General features: G+C 57.7%; 17 protein-coding genes and 1 pseudogene. 14 read left to right on the forward strand and 4 right to left on the reverse strand.

Going from position 1 to position 16199, the window contains the following annotated elements; translation table 11 throughout:
- Positions 1-214 precede the first annotated feature (214 nt).
- Positions 215-385 carry a tyrosine-type recombinase/integrase gene (locus ACXJKO_RS22905; RefSeq protein ID WP_457093381.1) on the reverse strand — a complete coding sequence of 57 codons (171 nt, stop codon included), beginning with the start codon at positions 383-385 and terminating at the stop codon, positions 215-217.
- A 92-nt stretch (positions 386-477) separates the two neighbouring features.
- Between ACXJKO_RS22905 and ACXJKO_RS22910 the strand changes: the two genes are divergently transcribed.
- The 12 genes from ACXJKO_RS22910 to ACXJKO_RS22965 all read left to right on the forward strand — a co-directional run bounded on the left by ACXJKO_RS22910 (position 478) and on the right by ACXJKO_RS22965 (position 12479).
- A complete protein-coding gene (locus tag ACXJKO_RS22910) occupies positions 478-1446 on the forward strand; it encodes an IS5 family transposase (protein ID WP_457093382.1) in 969 nt (322 codons plus the stop codon).
- A gap of 203 nt (positions 1447-1649) precedes the next feature.
- Positions 1650-1928, forward strand: a complete 279-nt coding sequence (locus tag ACXJKO_RS22915) for a hypothetical protein (RefSeq protein ID WP_457093383.1) — start codon at positions 1650-1652, stop codon at positions 1926-1928.
- 943 nt (positions 1929-2871) lie between these two features.
- Positions 2872-3312, forward strand: coding sequence for a TRAP transporter small permease (locus ACXJKO_RS22920; RefSeq protein WP_457093384.1), 441 nt, complete (start codon positions 2872-2874; stop codon positions 3310-3312).
- Positions 3309-4586, forward strand: a complete 1278-nt coding sequence (locus tag ACXJKO_RS22925; protein WP_457093385.1) for a TRAP transporter large permease — start codon at positions 3309-3311, stop codon at positions 4584-4586. The genes ACXJKO_RS22920 and ACXJKO_RS22925 overlap by 4 nt, the downstream gene beginning before the upstream one ends.
- Positions 4587-4595: 9 nt before the next feature.
- Positions 4596-5678 carry a glutamate cyclase domain-containing protein gene (locus ACXJKO_RS22930; protein WP_457093386.1) on the forward strand — a complete coding sequence of 361 codons (1083 nt, stop codon included), beginning with the start codon at positions 4596-4598 and terminating at the stop codon, positions 5676-5678.
- Between the two features lie 16 nt (positions 5679-5694).
- Positions 5695-6687 carry a TRAP transporter substrate-binding protein gene (locus ACXJKO_RS22935; protein ID WP_457093387.1) on the forward strand — a complete coding sequence of 331 codons (993 nt, stop codon included), beginning with the start codon at positions 5695-5697 and terminating at the stop codon, positions 6685-6687.
- A gap of 75 nt (positions 6688-6762) precedes the next feature.
- Positions 6763-7665: an SMP-30/gluconolactonase/LRE family protein gene (locus ACXJKO_RS22940; RefSeq protein WP_457093388.1), complete on the forward strand. Its 903-nt coding sequence runs from the start codon at positions 6763-6765 to the stop codon at positions 7663-7665.
- A gap of 214 nt (positions 7666-7879) precedes the next feature.
- Positions 7880-9106, forward strand: a complete 1227-nt coding sequence (locus ACXJKO_RS22945) for an ABC transporter substrate-binding protein (protein ID WP_457093389.1) — start codon at positions 7880-7882, stop codon at positions 9104-9106.
- Between the two features lie 50 nt (positions 9107-9156).
- Positions 9157-10023: a branched-chain amino acid ABC transporter permease gene (locus ACXJKO_RS22950; protein ID WP_457093390.1), complete on the forward strand. Its 867-nt coding sequence runs from the start codon at positions 9157-9159 to the stop codon at positions 10021-10023.
- Entirely contained in the window at positions 10020-11027 is a 1008-nt protein-coding gene (locus ACXJKO_RS22955; RefSeq protein WP_457093391.1) for a branched-chain amino acid ABC transporter permease, read from the forward strand. Before ACXJKO_RS22950 ends, ACXJKO_RS22955 begins: the two co-directional genes overlap by 4 nt.
- On the forward strand, positions 11024-11767 hold the full coding sequence (locus ACXJKO_RS22960) for an ABC transporter ATP-binding protein (RefSeq protein WP_457093392.1): 744 nt from the start codon (positions 11024-11026) through the stop codon (positions 11765-11767). Before ACXJKO_RS22955 ends, ACXJKO_RS22960 begins: the two co-directional genes overlap by 4 nt.
- Positions 11760-12479, forward strand: a complete 720-nt coding sequence (locus tag ACXJKO_RS22965; RefSeq protein WP_457093393.1) for an ABC transporter ATP-binding protein — start codon at positions 11760-11762, stop codon at positions 12477-12479. Before ACXJKO_RS22960 ends, ACXJKO_RS22965 begins: the two co-directional genes overlap by 8 nt.
- Before the next feature lie 178 nt (positions 12480-12657).
- On the opposite strand, the pseudogene ACXJKO_RS22970 reads toward ACXJKO_RS22965, so the two are convergent.
- A pseudogene (locus ACXJKO_RS22970) lies at positions 12658-12827 on the reverse strand (IS5/IS1182 family transposase); the annotation flags it as partial.
- A gap of 1 nt (position 12828) precedes the next feature.
- Positions 12829-13284 (reverse strand): hypothetical protein, encoded by a 456-nt coding sequence (locus ACXJKO_RS22975; RefSeq protein WP_457093397.1) that lies wholly within the window; start codon positions 13282-13284, stop codon positions 12829-12831.
- 58 nt (positions 13285-13342) lie between these two features.
- On the opposite strand from ACXJKO_RS22975, the gene ACXJKO_RS22980 reads away from it, so the two are divergent.
- Positions 13343-13744 carry a hypothetical protein gene (locus tag ACXJKO_RS22980; RefSeq protein ID WP_457093394.1) on the forward strand — a complete coding sequence of 134 codons (402 nt, stop codon included), beginning with the start codon at positions 13343-13345 and terminating at the stop codon, positions 13742-13744.
- Positions 13745-14078: 334 nt separating this feature from the next.
- Here ACXJKO_RS22980 and ACXJKO_RS22985 read toward each other — a convergent pair whose 3' ends face one another.
- Complete coding sequence (locus ACXJKO_RS22985) at positions 14079-14411, reverse strand: DHCW motif cupin fold protein (RefSeq protein WP_457093395.1); 333 nt, start codon at positions 14409-14411, stop codon at positions 14079-14081.
- Positions 14412-14810: 399 nt separating this feature from the next.
- Here ACXJKO_RS22985 and ACXJKO_RS22990 point away from each other — a divergent pair, with 399 nt between their 5' ends.
- Positions 14811-16139: an amidase gene (locus ACXJKO_RS22990; protein WP_457093396.1), complete on the forward strand. Its 1329-nt coding sequence runs from the start codon at positions 14811-14813 to the stop codon at positions 16137-16139.
- The last annotated feature ends 60 nt before the right edge of the window (positions 16140-16199 follow it).

A 16199-nucleotide genomic window follows, 5' to 3' on the forward strand; every position in this document is an offset into this window, starting at 1 on the left:
CTGGCCAAGCGCCTGCGGGTTTCGACGACGGCCATCGGCCCGACCCTGAGCGCCCTCAACCGCACGCGTCGGGCCAGCAAGCAGGCTGACGGCTCCTGGCTGGCTCTCTGAGAGCGGATCAGGTGCAATCATCAGGCGGGCGACCCCGCCATGCGTATGCAGGCATCGGCTTGATCCTCTGCCGTGCGGCAGCCGTGATACGGCTGCCTCGATCTCAGTCAGCCGTCGCGCACTCGTCCTGCTGGTCCTCGTTGAGTGGGTGGAGGTCTCGGACCATCTGGTGAAGACGGGAGGTGTCGAGATGGGTGTAGATCTGGGTGGTCTCGATGCCGGTATGATCGAGCAGCTCCTGCAGCACGCGCAGGTCGGCGCCGCCTGAATGCATATGGGCCACCTTGTTGCATGGATGAGCGAGTTGGTAACCGCAGCTGGGTCGCGTAGGGGGGCAATTCGGGCTCCCGACCAAAGATTTCGACTGTGCCCTTCAAAGCCAATGCCGCTCGCCGTCACCGCATTCCGAAGCAGCGGCACCGAGTGACGAACTCGGCTCAGTACGATGCTGCCCTGCGCCAGCGGGGAAGTCTCACCGTCTGGTTCACTGACGAAGCGATTGCCGCCTGGCGCGCCGAGCCGCGCACGACACGAGGCGGCCAGCCCCACTACTCAGCCCTGGCGATCAGGACGGCACTGACCCTGCGGGCAGTGTCCCGATTGGCGTTGCGCCAAACCGAGGGTCTCATCGGCTCAGTCCTCCAACTCCTGGGGTTGGATCTGGCGGTGCCGGATCACTCAACCCTGAGCCGCCGTGCCGAGACTCTAGAGGTCCCAAAGCCATGTCCAAGCTCCAGTGGACCGGTGCACCTGCTGGTCGACAGCACAGGCCTGCGTCTGTGCGGTGCCGGCGAATGGCTGACCGAGAAGCATGGCACGCGGAGGCGCCGATCCTGGCGCAAGCTGCATATCGGGATCGATGCGGAGACTGGACAGATCCTCGCCTCAGAGCTGACCGGCAGCGATGTCGATGATGGCTCGCAGGTTGATCCTTTGCTTGACCAGATCGCAGCTCCACTCGGCTCGTTCACCGGTGATGGAGCCTACGATCAGGAGGGCATCTACGGCATTGTCGCCCAGCGTCATCCTGATGCTGAAGTCATCGTTCCACCACGATCAACGGCAGTGCTGAGCGAGGATGGAGAGACCACCCCGACCCAGCGCGACGGACATCTGCAAAGCATCGCGGAGCATGGACGCATGGGCTGGCAGCAGAGGTCCGGGTACAATCGACGAGCCCTGGTGGAGGCCTCCATCAGCCGGCTTAAACGAATAATCAGGGATGCGCTGCGCTCGCGGACGGACCGGCGGCGCGCCACTGAAGTCGCCATTGCAGTTCATGCCTTGAACCGCATGCTTGAGCTTGGTCGCCCGAAGTCCATCCGCGTCGCTTGAACAAAGGCATGGGATGGGCTTGGTACGTTCACCAGCCGATCCATGCAACACGGTCGCGGCTGCCTGCACCGCCCGCGACACCGAAGATCGTTGTGTTGGAGATACCCGTAGCAGCTCGTCCCGAAAAGAAGACAGATTCAGCTCCCGCCCAAATTTCTGGCCGGGGAGGCTGGAAATCCGTACGTCGGGATCCTGCACGCGTTTTGGCTCAGGCCAAGGCGAAGGCAACGAGCCGCTCAGATGCCGTTGATCTCGCCCAGGCAACCCAGGCGGCCATCGAGCGGTTCATCGTCGAGCGGGGTGTTACGAAGACAGAAACGAATGATACTCAGGCACTTGTCTCACGTCTGCATGCACGGGGCTATATTGTCGTGCAAGACGGCAATGGTTGGATTATTGATCAACGTCACCGTGTCGACGGCGAGGCTGCTCTCTTCGCTTTCGCAGAAGCTCGCGGAATCTCCTTGAATGTAGCTGCATGATGAAGCTGGGCACTCTTCCTTGACCTTGGGGACGGACAGGGCGAGTTGAAGGTGTCGCGGAGAGATGTGGGACGGCCTCCAAATCAGGGCTTCGACGATTGGGATCTGGGGCTGACAATGTTTCTTCACGACAAGCGCGGGCCGACGAGCCCTATCTCAAACTGCGCCACAGGCGCGACAATCGAGACATAGAACGCGTGTGGCGCGTGTTCTGAATCGCTTCATGGGGCTTAAGTCTTGGCGGTTCAAGCCTTGTTTCCAAGCACAAAGCCCTTCGGGCAGCTGGCACTGGAGGGCTTTCATCAGGCTCCCGATACGAAGAAGCCCCCGAGGCGTATGCCTGTCGGGGGCWTTGTCTCAGATTTGGTTGCGGGGACCTGAAACCACCGACAATCAAAGTTTAGTAAATTTGACTGGCACGACCACTTTTGGCGAAGGGCAGCAAAACTCTCCCAGAGTTGTCATATTGCCCCTCGTTCGTCCGCTAAACCTGCTCGGCGATAGTGATCGGTGTCTCTCTGACGTTCAAGTCTAGTGGTTTAAGCATTCCAGCAAGACCTTTTCACCAAGTGCTCGGAACTTCACACATTAACCCAAAAAAGCCATCGTTCGCGCTAGAGAAGCCAAACTTAGCAGCAAAGATCTCACGGGATCATTGGGTGCATTGAGGCAGGCTTTAGGCTGGTTGTCTGTCTGATGGTGCTCCTACTCAAGCGTGTACGGTTGATCAGAATGAGATGGGACAAGCCTCACGACTCCACCCACTCATTGAGTTCATCTACAATTATATAACGTGAGCTGCCTCATTACAAAAACTTGCAAATTTGAATATGCATTATATTGTGATCACAGATCGCAGATATGTACATCGAATCTTTAAGCGCTGAGTACTGAACTGCCTTCGGTTGCAAAGCTGGAAATTGGGCATCTCGGGAGAATCGATTTGATCTTAGAGGGCGTCACCATTCTCGGGCTATTTGCGATGTTGGTAAGTACTCTCGTGGGGGTAGCGGACAGGTTTGTGATCGGCTCCGGACTTCCATGGCCCGAGGAACTTGCGCGATTCCTGTTAATCTGGACCTCCTTGCTTGCGGCTGCTGTCGCCGCCAAGCATCAGGCTCATTTCCGGCTCACTTTTGTCTATGAACGCCTAGGGCCAATATGGGCCTTCATCATCGATGGCATCACCATCGGCTCATTGCTCTTCGTTGCTTGGCAAGGCATCCGCCTCGTTGAGATCTTTCACTTTCAAACTTCCCCAGCCCTCGGCCTGCCGATGAGTTTCGTCTACGCGGCAGTTCCTGCTTCGACGATACTCATGTCTCTATATATCTTCAGGAATATGCTGATGYGCATGCGCGATACCAAAAAGKCAGCGCCATGATCCTGTTCCTTGGCGTGTTCTTGACAGCAATCGCTCTTGGTTTTCCAATCGCTTTCGGCATGCTTCTGGCCGCCATCACATTTGCTACGGTTACTCAGCAAGTCGATCTGATCATCCTCCCTCAGCAAATACAGGACGGCCTGAACTCGTTTCCATTCCTGGCAATCCCATTTTTCGTGCTGGCAGGAAGCTTGATGGCTGAAGCTGGCGTCATCCATCGTTTCGTTCAACTTGCGCAGGCTCTCATAGGGCATCTTCGAGGTGGTCTAGCTCACGCAGTTGTCCTCTCAGGAGCGCTTCTCGCGGGCGTCTCAGGATCTGGCACTGCCGATGCGGCCGCGCTCGGCAGCACCATGATCCCGGCTTTGGAGAAGCAGCGCTACAAAAGGGATTTCGCCGTCGTTCTCAGTGCTTGCGCCGGCGCGCTCGGGCCGATCATTCCCCCGAGCATCTTCCTCATTATCTATGGCGCAATGGGCAACGTCTCCATCGGCCAGCTCTTTCTGGCAGGTGTCGTACCGGGCATTATGATGGTGCTCATTCTGATGGCCACCAGCCATGTCATCATCGTCCGGAAGGACTACGGTGTTCGTCTGAAGCCGACATCGTTCCGGGAAAAAGGCCTGGCGCTCAAAGCCGCTGCCGTGGATCTCGTTCTTCCTCTGGGGATCATAGGCGGGATACGCTGGGGTGTTTTCACTCCGACAGAGGCTGGTGCAATCGCGGTTGCCTACGTTCTGCTGACCGGGACCCTCTTTCATCGGACACTGACCGTCAGTCAAATCCTGAAAGCGAGCCGGGAGACCATCATTGTGCTGGGAAGCGTCATGCTTCTCATCGCGATGGCGGCCATCGTGCATTACATCCTGGCATTGCTCCGCGCATCGGATCAGCTCGGCATGCTGATGGCCCAGCTTTCCTCCAATCCAATCGTTTTCCTGATCCTGACGAACATTCTCGTCATGTCACTCGGAAGCATCATCGAGGACACGGCCGTCCTCATTCTGGTGACGCCCATCTTCGTTCCGATGCTCGCGAATTTCGGCATCGACCCGGTCCATTTCGGGATGATCCTGTGTCTGAACCTGACAATCGGGCTCCTTGCCCCACCGGTTGGCTTGGCGATGTTCGTCACGTGCTCGATTGGCAAGATCAGCGTTGAGCAATATGTGCGCGCAGGATGGCCATATCTTCTGAGCCTCTCACTGCTCCTGCTGGCCCTGATCCTGTTTCCGTCACTGTCGCTGTGGCTGCCTCACAGCATGAGGCATTGAGGCATGACCATGGAGCGCAGCCCTTTCCTTCAGCAGATCGGACGAAATGTCGACCAACTCGTCACGATCGATCTGCCCTCCTATGGAGTGATCAATCCGCTTTATGCAGGCGCTGTCGAGATTCAGGGAAGCCATCTATGCCTGCGTGCGGCTGAGCTTCTGAACGAAAGAGTACGTCCGGGTGCGACCGTCATCCTCCTGACAGGCCTCATCCTGCCCGGGCATCATCCCCATGGCGAAACGGATGGTCCCTTGGGAGCGGTTGCTCTGGCGCGTGCTTTGGCGCTTGGCCTCTCCGCACGTGTTCTCGTAGCAATCGAGCCGGAACTCACGGGTATGATGGTCGAACTGCTGATGAACGCAGGGCTGGATGTGGTCCCTGAGACGGATTTGGCGACAATGGATGGAAGGCACCATCCGATAGCCGCGATATCAGGTCTTTCCCGATCGCGCCCCGAGGCTCGAGCCCAAGCGGCAGCATGGATTGAGACACTCCACGCCAGTGCAGTCGTCTCCATTGAGAAGGCCGGGCCAAATGCGCAGGGCATTTATCATATGGTCGGCGGTGCCGACATTACCGACACATGCGCCAAGGGAGAAGCCGTCTTCGCGGAGGCAACAGCGCGAGGCTTGCTTCGGATCGGCGTTGGCGACCGAGGCAATGAGCTCGGGATGGGACCAATCGCGCAGGTAACGCGGAAAATTCTCCCTTTCGGGAAGGATTGCAAGTGCCCTTGCCATGGCGGCGTCGCTGACGAAACAGCAGCGGATCTGGCTGTTCCGGCGGTCATTTCGAATTGGGGCGCCTATGGCATCGTGGCTTGTCTCGCAGCCATCAAGGAGCGCCCGGATCTTTTGCACAGCGCCGAGATGGAAATGCGCCTGCTCGAGACCGCAATTTCCGCCGGAGCGATCGACGGCATGTCAGGAACTGCGCGTCTGGCTGTCGATGGTATTGGGCTAGAGACGAGCGTGGGCATCGTCGAGCTTCTCTCGGAAATCTACCGAGCTCAGTCGGTCCGCGATCCGTCGCCGTTCTCGACACCTATCATCACTCGAGATCACAAAGGCTCGCAATCGATGAAGTTGTGAGAAATGGGAGGATAAAATGAAAAGACGCAGTTTGCTGTTAGCCTTGGCGAGCGCCGCAGCTCTCATGACAGGAGCGGTTCAAGCTCAGGCGCAAAAGGCCCAGATGCGGATTGCTTCCGTCCTGGATGCCCGGTCAAGCCTTTACGGTGGCCTCGATCACTTCGCCCGCCGCGTCAATGAGCTCACCAGCGGACAAGTCGAGGTATCGATCTACAAGAACACGCTCGGAAAAGGCGAAAGGCAGCTGTTCGAGGCGGTCCAGCTTGGCACCATCGAAGCCACCGTCGCCACAACCGGAACCTTGAGCGGCTTCGTCAGTGAGGCCGACCTGTTCAACATGCCGTTCCTATTCAAGAACACGGAACACGCATTTCGTGTCGTCGACGGTGAGATCGGTGACGAGTTCAACAAAAAGATGATTGCGCGGGGCTTCCGGGTTCTGGGCTGGTGGGTGACAGGCACGCGAAACACGTCGAACAGCGTCCGCGCTATCAATCGCCCGGACGATTACAAGGGCCTGAAAATCCGGACGATGGAGTCTCCACCCTTCATTGCGCTCTACAAGTCCCTGGGTGCGATCCCTGTTCCGATGTCGATTACGGAAGTCTATACGGGCCTGAGCCAAGGAACGATCGACGGCATCGACGGCAGCCTGCCGGCACAACTTGAGTTCAAGCATATCGAAGTCCTCAAATATGCCGCGATCACGGACCATGTCGTCCTGCTCTATCCCTTTGTGGTCTCGGAACGCTGGTGGCAGCGTCTGCCGGAAGCTGCGCGTGAGGCCATCGTCAAGGCCGAAGCCGAGGGGAGGGCGATCGAGCGCAAAGATGACGCCGAGTACAACAAGCAGATCGAGGCGGAATGGCTCAAGCAGGGGAAAGTTATATCCCGCCCCGACGTCAAGGAGTTCCAGCGGGCGGCGGAGACTATCTATCCTCAGTTCTATGACAAGATCGGCGGGAAGGAACTCGTCGAGAAGATCCGTAAGATTGGCGAGTCCATGTAAAAAGAATTGCTGCGCGCCAGCCGCGCAGCAATTCCGATTGCCTCGAAGCTTCTCGCCCAAAAGGTAGAGTCCTGAATGTATCTTGATACGCCGCCCAGAATTGTTCCGACACGTGTCTTCTCCGAGGTCCCGGACCGCCTGAGGAAGCGCCAGGTCGGAGAGGTTGCAGGAGGTCGTTGGCAGGGCGATGCAGCCATCGACTGTCTCATCGAGGGGCCTTGCTTTGACGCCGAAGGAAATCTCTTCCTCGTCGATATTCCTTATGGACGCATATTTCGCGTAACACCTGGCGGCGACTGGRGCGTCGTTGCCGAGTATGACGGGGAGCCCAACGGTCTCCGTCTCTTGGCAGACGGAATGATTGCGGTTTCGGACTACAAACAAGGCATTCTTTCGCTTGATCCTGCAAGCGGTGCAATCACACCCATCGTGTCCCGCTTTCGCAGTGAGCGCCTGAAAGGTCCCAACGATCTGATCGTTGCTAGGAACGGCGACATCTACTTCACGGATCAAKGGCAAAGCGGGTTGCACGACCCAACGGGACGGGTCTTCCGACTACGTTCCAACGGGCAGATGGATTGCATATTGTCGAATGGGCCAAGCCCCAATGGCCTTGTCCTGACACCTGATGAGAAATTTCTTTTTGTCGCCATGACACGGGACAATTCTATCTGGAGGCTCCCGGTGCTCCCGGATGGAACGACGATGAAGGTCGGGCGCTTCTCTCAGTATTTCGGAACCATCGGCCCCGATGGCATGGCGGTCGATTCCGAGAGCAATGTGTTCGTGGCTCATGCCTCGCTGGGCAGCGTTTTCGTCCATAACAAGTATGGCGAGTTGATCGCCAGAATTGCGTCCTGCCGCGGACGAATGATCACGAACCTGGCATTCGGCGGTCCGGACAGGAAAACCATCTTCATCACGGAATCCGAGACAGGCTCGATCCTGGCGGCGGACTGGCCCATTCCGGGCTTATAGAGGACGAAGATGCCCGTCATCGGGCGGCTTCTTCGGTCAAGGGCCTGAAAAGCCACCTTTTCTCAGAATTTCCGACAGGTCCACTTGCAAACTTGATTCAATCCAACACAATATGATCTGTGATCTCAGATCACGTAAAACTAACACCTCAACTGGGAGAAGCGGCGTTCATCCCAGGACACAACAAGCCAATCTCAAACGCGGAGGAGTAATCATGAAGAACAAATTCACGCTTGATCGACGGACGTTGATAGCAGGTGCGGGGGCAGCCATCGCGGCGCCCTTTATCTCGCGCCAAGCTCTGGCGGCCGATGAGGTCATTATCGCAAATCTCCATCCCGTGACGGGCTTCGTTGCCCTGGATGGCAAAGTGGCGACAGCTGGCTGCATGGCGGCCGTCGATGAGATCAACGAGGCAGGAGGTCTCAAGTCGCTTGGAGGCGCCAAGCTGCGTCTCATCACGGGTGATACCCAAGGTAAGAACGACGTCGCCAGCCTTGAGACCCAGCGCGTGATCCAAGCCGGCGCTGTCGGCATCGTAGGATCATACTTAAGCTCGACGACGCGCATTACCACTCAAGTGGCCGAACAGAACCGGACGCCGCATGTGGCAGACGAGGGCGTTGCGGATGAAATCCTGCAGCGCGGCTTCAAGTACACGTTCAGGATTGCTCCGTCCTCCACCGATCTCGGCACACTATCGGCAGATAATATGGCGCTCCTGATGAAAAGCGCCGGCATGCAGAACATGAGCATCGCGTTCATGCATGAAGATTCTGCCTTTGGCGCCTCCATCGGGCGTTCATTCCCGGACGCAGCCAAGAAAAACGGCATGGATGTGCGGACGGTGCTGGCCTATGCCGCCACCTCGACGGACCTGAGTGTCGAAGTCTCAAAAATCCTCGCATCCGGCGCCGACATTGTCGCGGCGAGTACCTATTATGGCGATGGCCTCCTGATCGCGAAGCTGATCCAGCAACGCAAACCGAAGATCAAGGCCGTCATCGGTGTCGGCAGCGCGGCTTATGCAAATCCGACGTTCCCGAAAGACATGGGGGCCGGCGCAGAAGGCTATTTCAACAATATCATGCACTGGAACCCGGCTTCGCCGAAACTGCCGGATTTCTTGAAGCGTTTCGCCAAATTCAGCGATGGCCTGTCTCTCACCCATCAGGGGGCCTATGCGTACACCGCTGTCAAAGTGCTCGCGGATGCAATTGATCGTGCCGGATCGAGGGATAAGGAAGCCATCCGCGAGGCACTGACGAAGACAAACATGACTGATCATATCCTGCCGCAGGGCCCAATCGTGTTCAACGAGATCGGCCAGAACAAGAACGCGGGGATCGCCATGCTTCAGGTGCAATCGGGACAGCCGGTTGTGGTGCTTCCGGAGCAATATGCTCAGCAGAAGCCCAAGTTTCCGGCGACATTCGGCTAGCCCGGGTTCTGGGACGCGTATGACCTACGCGCCCCATCCAAGGATGCACCATGACTGACCTTCTCATAGAAGCCCTGGTTGCCGGCATCCTGTTGGGTGGCGTCTACGGGCTGATCGCCTTGGGTCTCAACATCATCTATGGCGTTCTCGACATCATCAACTTCGCTCATGGAGCTATGATGATGACAGGGATGTATCTCACGTTTTGGCTCTTCCAGACGTTTGGGATCGACCCTTATCTCAGCATCTTGATCACGGGTCCTGCCCTGTTCATTTTCGGAGCGGTTGTTTACCGCTTCCTGCTCGAACCGATGCGCGGCAAGGCGCTGCAAAATCAGTTTCTCGTGACGTTGGGACTGTCCCTTCTCCTCACGAATACGGCCCAGGTCATCTTCTCTCCTGACTTTCGCACCATCCAGACGGCATATGGTCAGGATGTCATTCAGATCGGACCGGCATTCATTCCTCTGACTCGCATCTTCACCTTCGCGGCCGCCGTTGCGGCGACGGGTCTGCTCCTGCTGATCTTTCAGCGAACGCGGCTTGGCCGCGCCATTCGTGCGGTGGCTCAGCAGCAGGACGGGGCTGCTTTATGTGGGATCGATGTGCGCCACGTCTACACCCTTGCTTTTGCTCTCGGGAGCGCATGCGTGGGCATCGCTGGTGCCGCCGTCACTCCGTTCTTCTACATTTCTCCTACGGTGGGCGACGTTTTCAACGTGGCATCCTTCGTCGTGGTCGTCTTAGGCGGTCTCGGCAGCATGACCGGATCCCTTCTTGGAGGCCTCATTCTCGGTGTGACGGTTTCACTTGGCGCCGCCTTTCTGCCTGGGTCCTTCAAGGAAGTTCTGATGTTCGGCATCTTCCTTGGCGTTCTTCTCTTCCGCCCGACCGGCTTGTTGGGGAGCAAAATATGACGACGATGACAGCGGATATGCCTTTAGGCCGAACACAGGGGCGAAGTTTCATCGTGCCTGTCCTCTTCCTGATTGTGGCACTTGCGATCCCAAGCTTCTCCAATGCCTATCTGCTGGAAATCGGCATCGTTCTCCTCATGTATGCCTATCTGGGAAGCTCATGGGACATCCTGGGTGGCTGGGCGGGACAGATGTCTTTCGGCCATGCCGCCTTCTTCGGCCTCGGCGCATATACGTCCGCTGTTCTTTGGGTGAATGCTGGAATATCCCCGTGGATCGGCATGATCCTTGGCGCGCTCGTCGCGACACTCTTCGGCGTATTGGTGGCTGTGGCGACCTTCCGAGCGGGATTGCGCGGACATTACTTCGCCTTGGCGATGTTCGCCGTTGCTCAGATGATGATGGCCCTCTTCATCAACCTCAAGCAGATCGGCGGTGTCACCCTCGGCGGGTCCGAGGGGCTGCAATTGCCATACCGGGGAGCCGACCCGGCTCAGATGGTCTTCGATAACAAGATTCCCTTCTACTACATCCTGCTCGCCATGGTGGTCGTTGTCATGGCAACCGTGAAATTCATCTCGGTGAGCCGCTTCGGTGCCTATCTCCAGGCGATCCGCAACGATGAGGACGCGGCGGAAGCCCTCGGCGTCAACGTCTTCGGGTGCAAGGTCGCGGCCATGGCGCTCAGCGCATTCTTCACAGGGGCAGTCGGCGCGGTCTATGCGCAGATCTATCTGTATCTCGAACCGGGGATCGTCTTCTCGTCCACCTATTCGATCCAGGGGCTGTTATGCGCTGTCGTTGGGGGCTCAGGCACCGTATGGGGCCCGCTCCTGGGAGCGCTTATCCTGACTCCGCTGGCCGAGATCTCAAAAACATTCTTCCGAGGCGTCTCCGGCCTCGATCTCATGATCTACGGTACGGTCCTCATCATTTTCGTCCGCTTCATTCCGCAAGGATTGATGGGACTGATGGAGAAGCATCGCCGCTGGGGGCGCGCATGACGACATTGCTCTCATGCCATGGACTGGTCCGCCGCTTCGGCGGATTGACCGCCATCAACGATGTCAGCATCGAAGTCGAGCAAGGAGAAATCCTAGGCATCATCGGCCCGAATGGCGCCGGCAAGACGACCCTGTTCAACCTTCTGTCAGGCTTCATGAAGCCGAGCCAGGGGACCATTACTTTCGAGGGCACGGCCATTGCGGGCATGCGCCCTCATCGTCTCAACCGCATGGGATTGGCGCGCACGTTCCAGCTCGTACGGCCTTTCCCTCGGTTGAGCGTGCTCGAAAATGTCATGGTCGGCACATACCGCTTCGCCAATCGAAAGCAGGATGCCATCGATCGAGCCAGAGACGTTCTTCAATTCCTCGGGATCGAAGGATTGGCGAACAGACCCGCAGGCGAACTGACGACGCCTGGAATGAAGCGACTGGAAGTCGCCCGCGCCCTGGCCACACAGCCCAAGATCCTGCTGCTGGATGAGGTCATGTCCGGTCTGACGCCGACGGAAAGCAAGGCCATGCTGCCCGTGATCCAGAGGATTCGGGATAGCGGCGTCACGATCCTGATGATCGAGCACGTGATGCACGCCATCATGGCTCTTTCCGACAGGATCGTCGTCCTCCATCACGGCCAGAAGCTGGCGGAAGGCAATCCTGAACAGATTACCGCGGATGAAAGAGTGATCGCAGCCTACCTTGGAACAGCACCTGCCTCGGGAGAGCAACCGCATGCCTGATCCTCTTCTGTCGGTCGAACGCCTTGAAGCAGGTTATGGGAACGTCACTGTCCTTCACGACATCAGCTTCAACATGTCGGGCGGAGAAGTCGCGGCATTGGTCGGAGCCAATGGCGCAGGAAAAACGACAACGCTGCGCTGCCTCTCCGGATTGCTGTCTCCCAATAAGGGCATGATCCGCTTCAGAGGCGAGCAAATCAGCCGATGTGCGCCTCACCGGATTGTCGAGATGGGTTTGGTTCAAGTGCCGGAGGGGCGCTTGCTGTTCCCGGCGATGACCGTAAAGGAAAATTTGCTGCTGGGGGCCTTTCTATCCAGGTCCCGCAATGCAATCGCCGACGATCTGGAAAATGCGCTTCATCTTTTCCCAGATCTGCGGGGGAAGCTCACCGCAAAAGCCGGCTCTCTCAGCGGCGGACAGCAGCAGATGGTCGCCATCGGGCGCGCTTTGATGGCGAAGCCGAAACTCCTTGTTCTGGACGAGCCGTCCTTGGGCTTGGCGCCCCTGGTGGTGAAGGATATTTTCAGGATCATCGCGCAGCTGGCTGCAGGCGGCCTTGCGATTCTTCTGGTAGAACAGAACATCAGCAACGCATTGAATCTTGCACATCAAGGATGGGTTCTCGAAAACGGTGCTGTTGCCCTGGAGGGAACGGGTCGGGCCTTGCTTGCCGATCCCCGCGTTCAGTCATCCTATCTAGGCGTTCACTAGGATTCGAAGCGCAATTCCGGTGCGATTATTGTGGGGATCAGCTGACACCTTCGGTGACAGCGAAGCCCGCGGATATTACCTCACGCTTCAATGAGACCCTGCTAGTGACGATGAGTGAGTTCATCTGGTCTCTTGTCAGCTCAAGTCCATAGCTTACACGACGAGGGACCTAAGCATCCTGCCGGATGGCGCAGGTGGGCTCCGCATCCAGGATGATCGCGTGCCGGGCGCCGATCAGGTAGTTCGTGGCATAGGTGAAGAAGGCATGCCCTTTGTGATTGCCCGCCTATTGCGCCGGCGGATCAGACGGCGAGACGAGCTTAGCGGGACTTCACTGGCGGCTGCGAAGTCAGCATCGTTCAGGATGGTGCTGCCCAACCCGCCCGAGCGCTGGGAGCGAGGGCCGTTCCGCATCTGCGACGATCAGCTCTGACACAAGGTCAAGCGACGCCAGTAGACGACCGCCTTCGCGATGGGCCGGGATGAGAGCGGCAATGCCCTCAACCACGCTCACCGTCGTCGCTTCCTTTTGTAGGGGCTTCTGGCCTGCGACTGCTGCGGTGCAGGCTACACGATCATAGCCAAGGATCGCTACGGCTGCGCCGTCCGCGGTTCCAAGGACACCTGCGCCAATGATCGCACAATCAGCCGTCGGAACATCGAGGCGCGCATCCTCAAGGCTTTGAAGCAGAACCTGCTCATCCCGGAGCCGGTGGCAGAGCTCATGCGGGCCTACCAGGAGGAGGTGAACCGGCTGACCATGGAGGCGAGCGGCAAGACCGCAGAGGTTGAGGCTCGCAGGCATTCAGGGCAAGATCGAGGGCACCCTGCGCGCAATTGAGGATGGGCCATACCAACCGTCGATGAAGATTCGCTTGTCGGAGTTGGAGGGCGAGAAGGCAGCTCTCGTGTCCCGGATGAACACGGCTTCGAACATGCCCAATATCTCGGTACACCCGAATCTCGCGGCGGTTTACCGCAAGAAGGTCGAGGAGCTGGAGCAGTTGATGGAGGACGCGCAGCACCGCGATGAGGCGATGGAGCTGATCCGATCATTGATCGAGAAGATCGAACTCAGCCCACGAGAGGGTGGGGGTGTCGAGGCCATCCTGCATGGCGACTTGGCCCGAATCCTCGCTCTCTGCTCAGCCGGCTCCGAAGACATAAAGCCGCTCCGCGCAATCTGTGTGGGCCTCTCTGAACGACAAAAAAGCCCCCGTCCGGTTTTCACCGCGGGGGCTTTGGTGTTGGTTGCGGGGAACTGAAACCACCGATGCTTTGACTTGTTATGTCTGATCTCGTTGAGACAGGAAACTTTGTAACATATTGCATGAAGGATCGTGCTGTAGTTCTCTCATCATGAATTGCCTCGCTCTTTCAAACAGACTCACAGGGAGCTCAACAATATGACGACTGCTACAGTTCGAGGCTGGACAGGCAACTCGTGACTCGTGGTCTGGCTTCCACGCTCCAGCTATGGTGTCATTGGCATCGGCACTTCAAAGCACGGGCGCCGCGGGATTTATTGGGGCAATGAAGGATCAATGATCCTCCACGCAAGGCTCATCTTCTCATAGCGGCGGATCCGCCCTCACGTACCTAGTCCACGATAAATAGCTTCGCTCCGGTACTCGTCGAAGAGCGATGAGAGGCATCGCCGTGGTCAGACACTTGGTAGCTCATGCCCGGCTTGAGCTTGAACGTGCGTCCATCCCGCAATTCAGTATCGAGCTCACCTTCCAGAACGTAGAGAACATGGCCGCGATCACACCAGTGATCAGCAACATAACCAGGGGTATACTCAACTAAGCGGACCCTTAGATCGCCAACACTGAACGTCCGCCAGACTGCGTGGCCGCTCTCGCCAGCATGTTCAGTTGCCGGCATGCTAGTCCACTCTGTTACAGTAAATGGCAATGCCGGTATCTTCATAGCTGCTTTCCAAAACTAACGAACTCACTTGTACCCTTGCTAGTTTTAGTCATCTTGGAAAGGTATGCAACATCTGCCATCGCTCGGGTGTTCGTTACGGTGAAATCCTTTTAGATGCTCCAGTGCGATAATCACCGGCACGCAGTACATAGCGAGAGATGGATGAATACATTGCACTCTCCACGGCTCGATCGCGCATCACATCAGACTATTCAGAACATCTTGGGATCTCTGGCGCAGTGGGCCTGGGAGCGATCACGGGTAGCGCGCTGCAGCTGGCTCATCGCCAAGATCTTTTCATCAAAGCAGCATTTCCTTGTCTCAATTTCTTTTCCCCCAAGCTGACATGGAAGCCGCAAATTTGGCAGCTTCTTTTTCCTCGGGTATTAAAGCTAGTCACTGGCGGCAAACGGAGCCGCCCAAGCTGGGAATGGCATGAAGACGACGAGAGACAAGCTAGAACGTATCCTGGCGCGCTTAGCCGGAAGGACTGAAACTGAGCGGGTATTCATAAAGCTCTATGAAGATGCAGCCCGCGCCGCTGCCGACGCTACTGACGCCCGCAAGCGGGCTGGCATTTCGTTAGGGCCGCTCGATGGAGCGATTGTCTCGATTAAGGATCTGTTCGATGTGGCGGGCGAAACCACTACGGCAGGTTCTATTGTCCGACGTGACGCGCCACCTGCTGCCAGCGATGCGGTGGTCGTGCGCCGGCTGAGACAGGCGGGCGCGGTGATCCTCGGCAAGACAAATATGGTCGAGTTCGCCTTCTCCGGTCTAGGCCTCAATCCGCACTACGGCACGCCCGGCAATGCGGTGGATCCGGAGCGGATTCCTGGAGGATCGTCTTCCGGAGCAGGTGTCTCGGTTGCTGAAGGTACGAGTGAAATCTCCATCGGGAGCGACACAGGCGGTTCAGTTCGCATTCCGGCAGCTTTAAATGGAATTGTTGGGTTCAAACCGACAGCGCTCCGGGTGCCGACGGACGGGGCATTCCCGCTGTCCTACAGTCTCGACTCCATCGGACCACTTGGACGCACCGTGCAGGAATGCGCTTATGCCGATGCCGTCATGGCCGGCGAGACGCCGCGGGCACTCCTTCCCTATCTTATCGATGGCCTTAAGATCGGTGTGCCACGCGGTCGGCTGTTCACTGAAACCGAGCCGATGGTTGCACAAGCCTTCGAGGCAAGCGTAAGCCGTCTTTTGAAGGCCGGGGCTAAGGTCATCGATGTTAATATTGATGACCTGATTGCCGATATGGAAAAGGCTACGTCCCCGGCCTCCATCGCTTCGATTGAAGCGGCTGAGATCCATGCGGATTGGCTCGACTCGAAAGCTCAAGACTTCGATCCTCGTGTCCGAGGGCGCATTGCTCTCAGCGCATCCTTGCCTGCGCCTGTCTATATTCGCATGATGCGGCAACGGGATGCTCTGATCGCCGCGATGGATGAGCGCTTGAAATTGATCGATACTCTTGCCCTCCCGGCAACCGCCATCACGGCGCCGCTGACTGCTCCTCTGCTCGCGGACGATCAGCTTTACAGGCAGACCAATCTGCTCGTCCTGCGCAACACCATGGTTGGAAATCTGTTCGACCTGGCCGGCATCTCTCTTCCGATTCCCGACCAGCAGCGTCCGGTCGGCCTCATGCTGATGGGCCGCAACGGGCATGACAGAAAGCTGCTCGAAATCGCAGCGAGCGTTGAGCAGATTTTCGCCAGCTGAATGAAGTGCCGCGGCCCGTGAAGGGCCGCCGCATTGCTTAGAGACGAAGCGAGCAGAGCG

Source organism: Microvirga sp. P5_D2 (assembly GCF_054049475.1).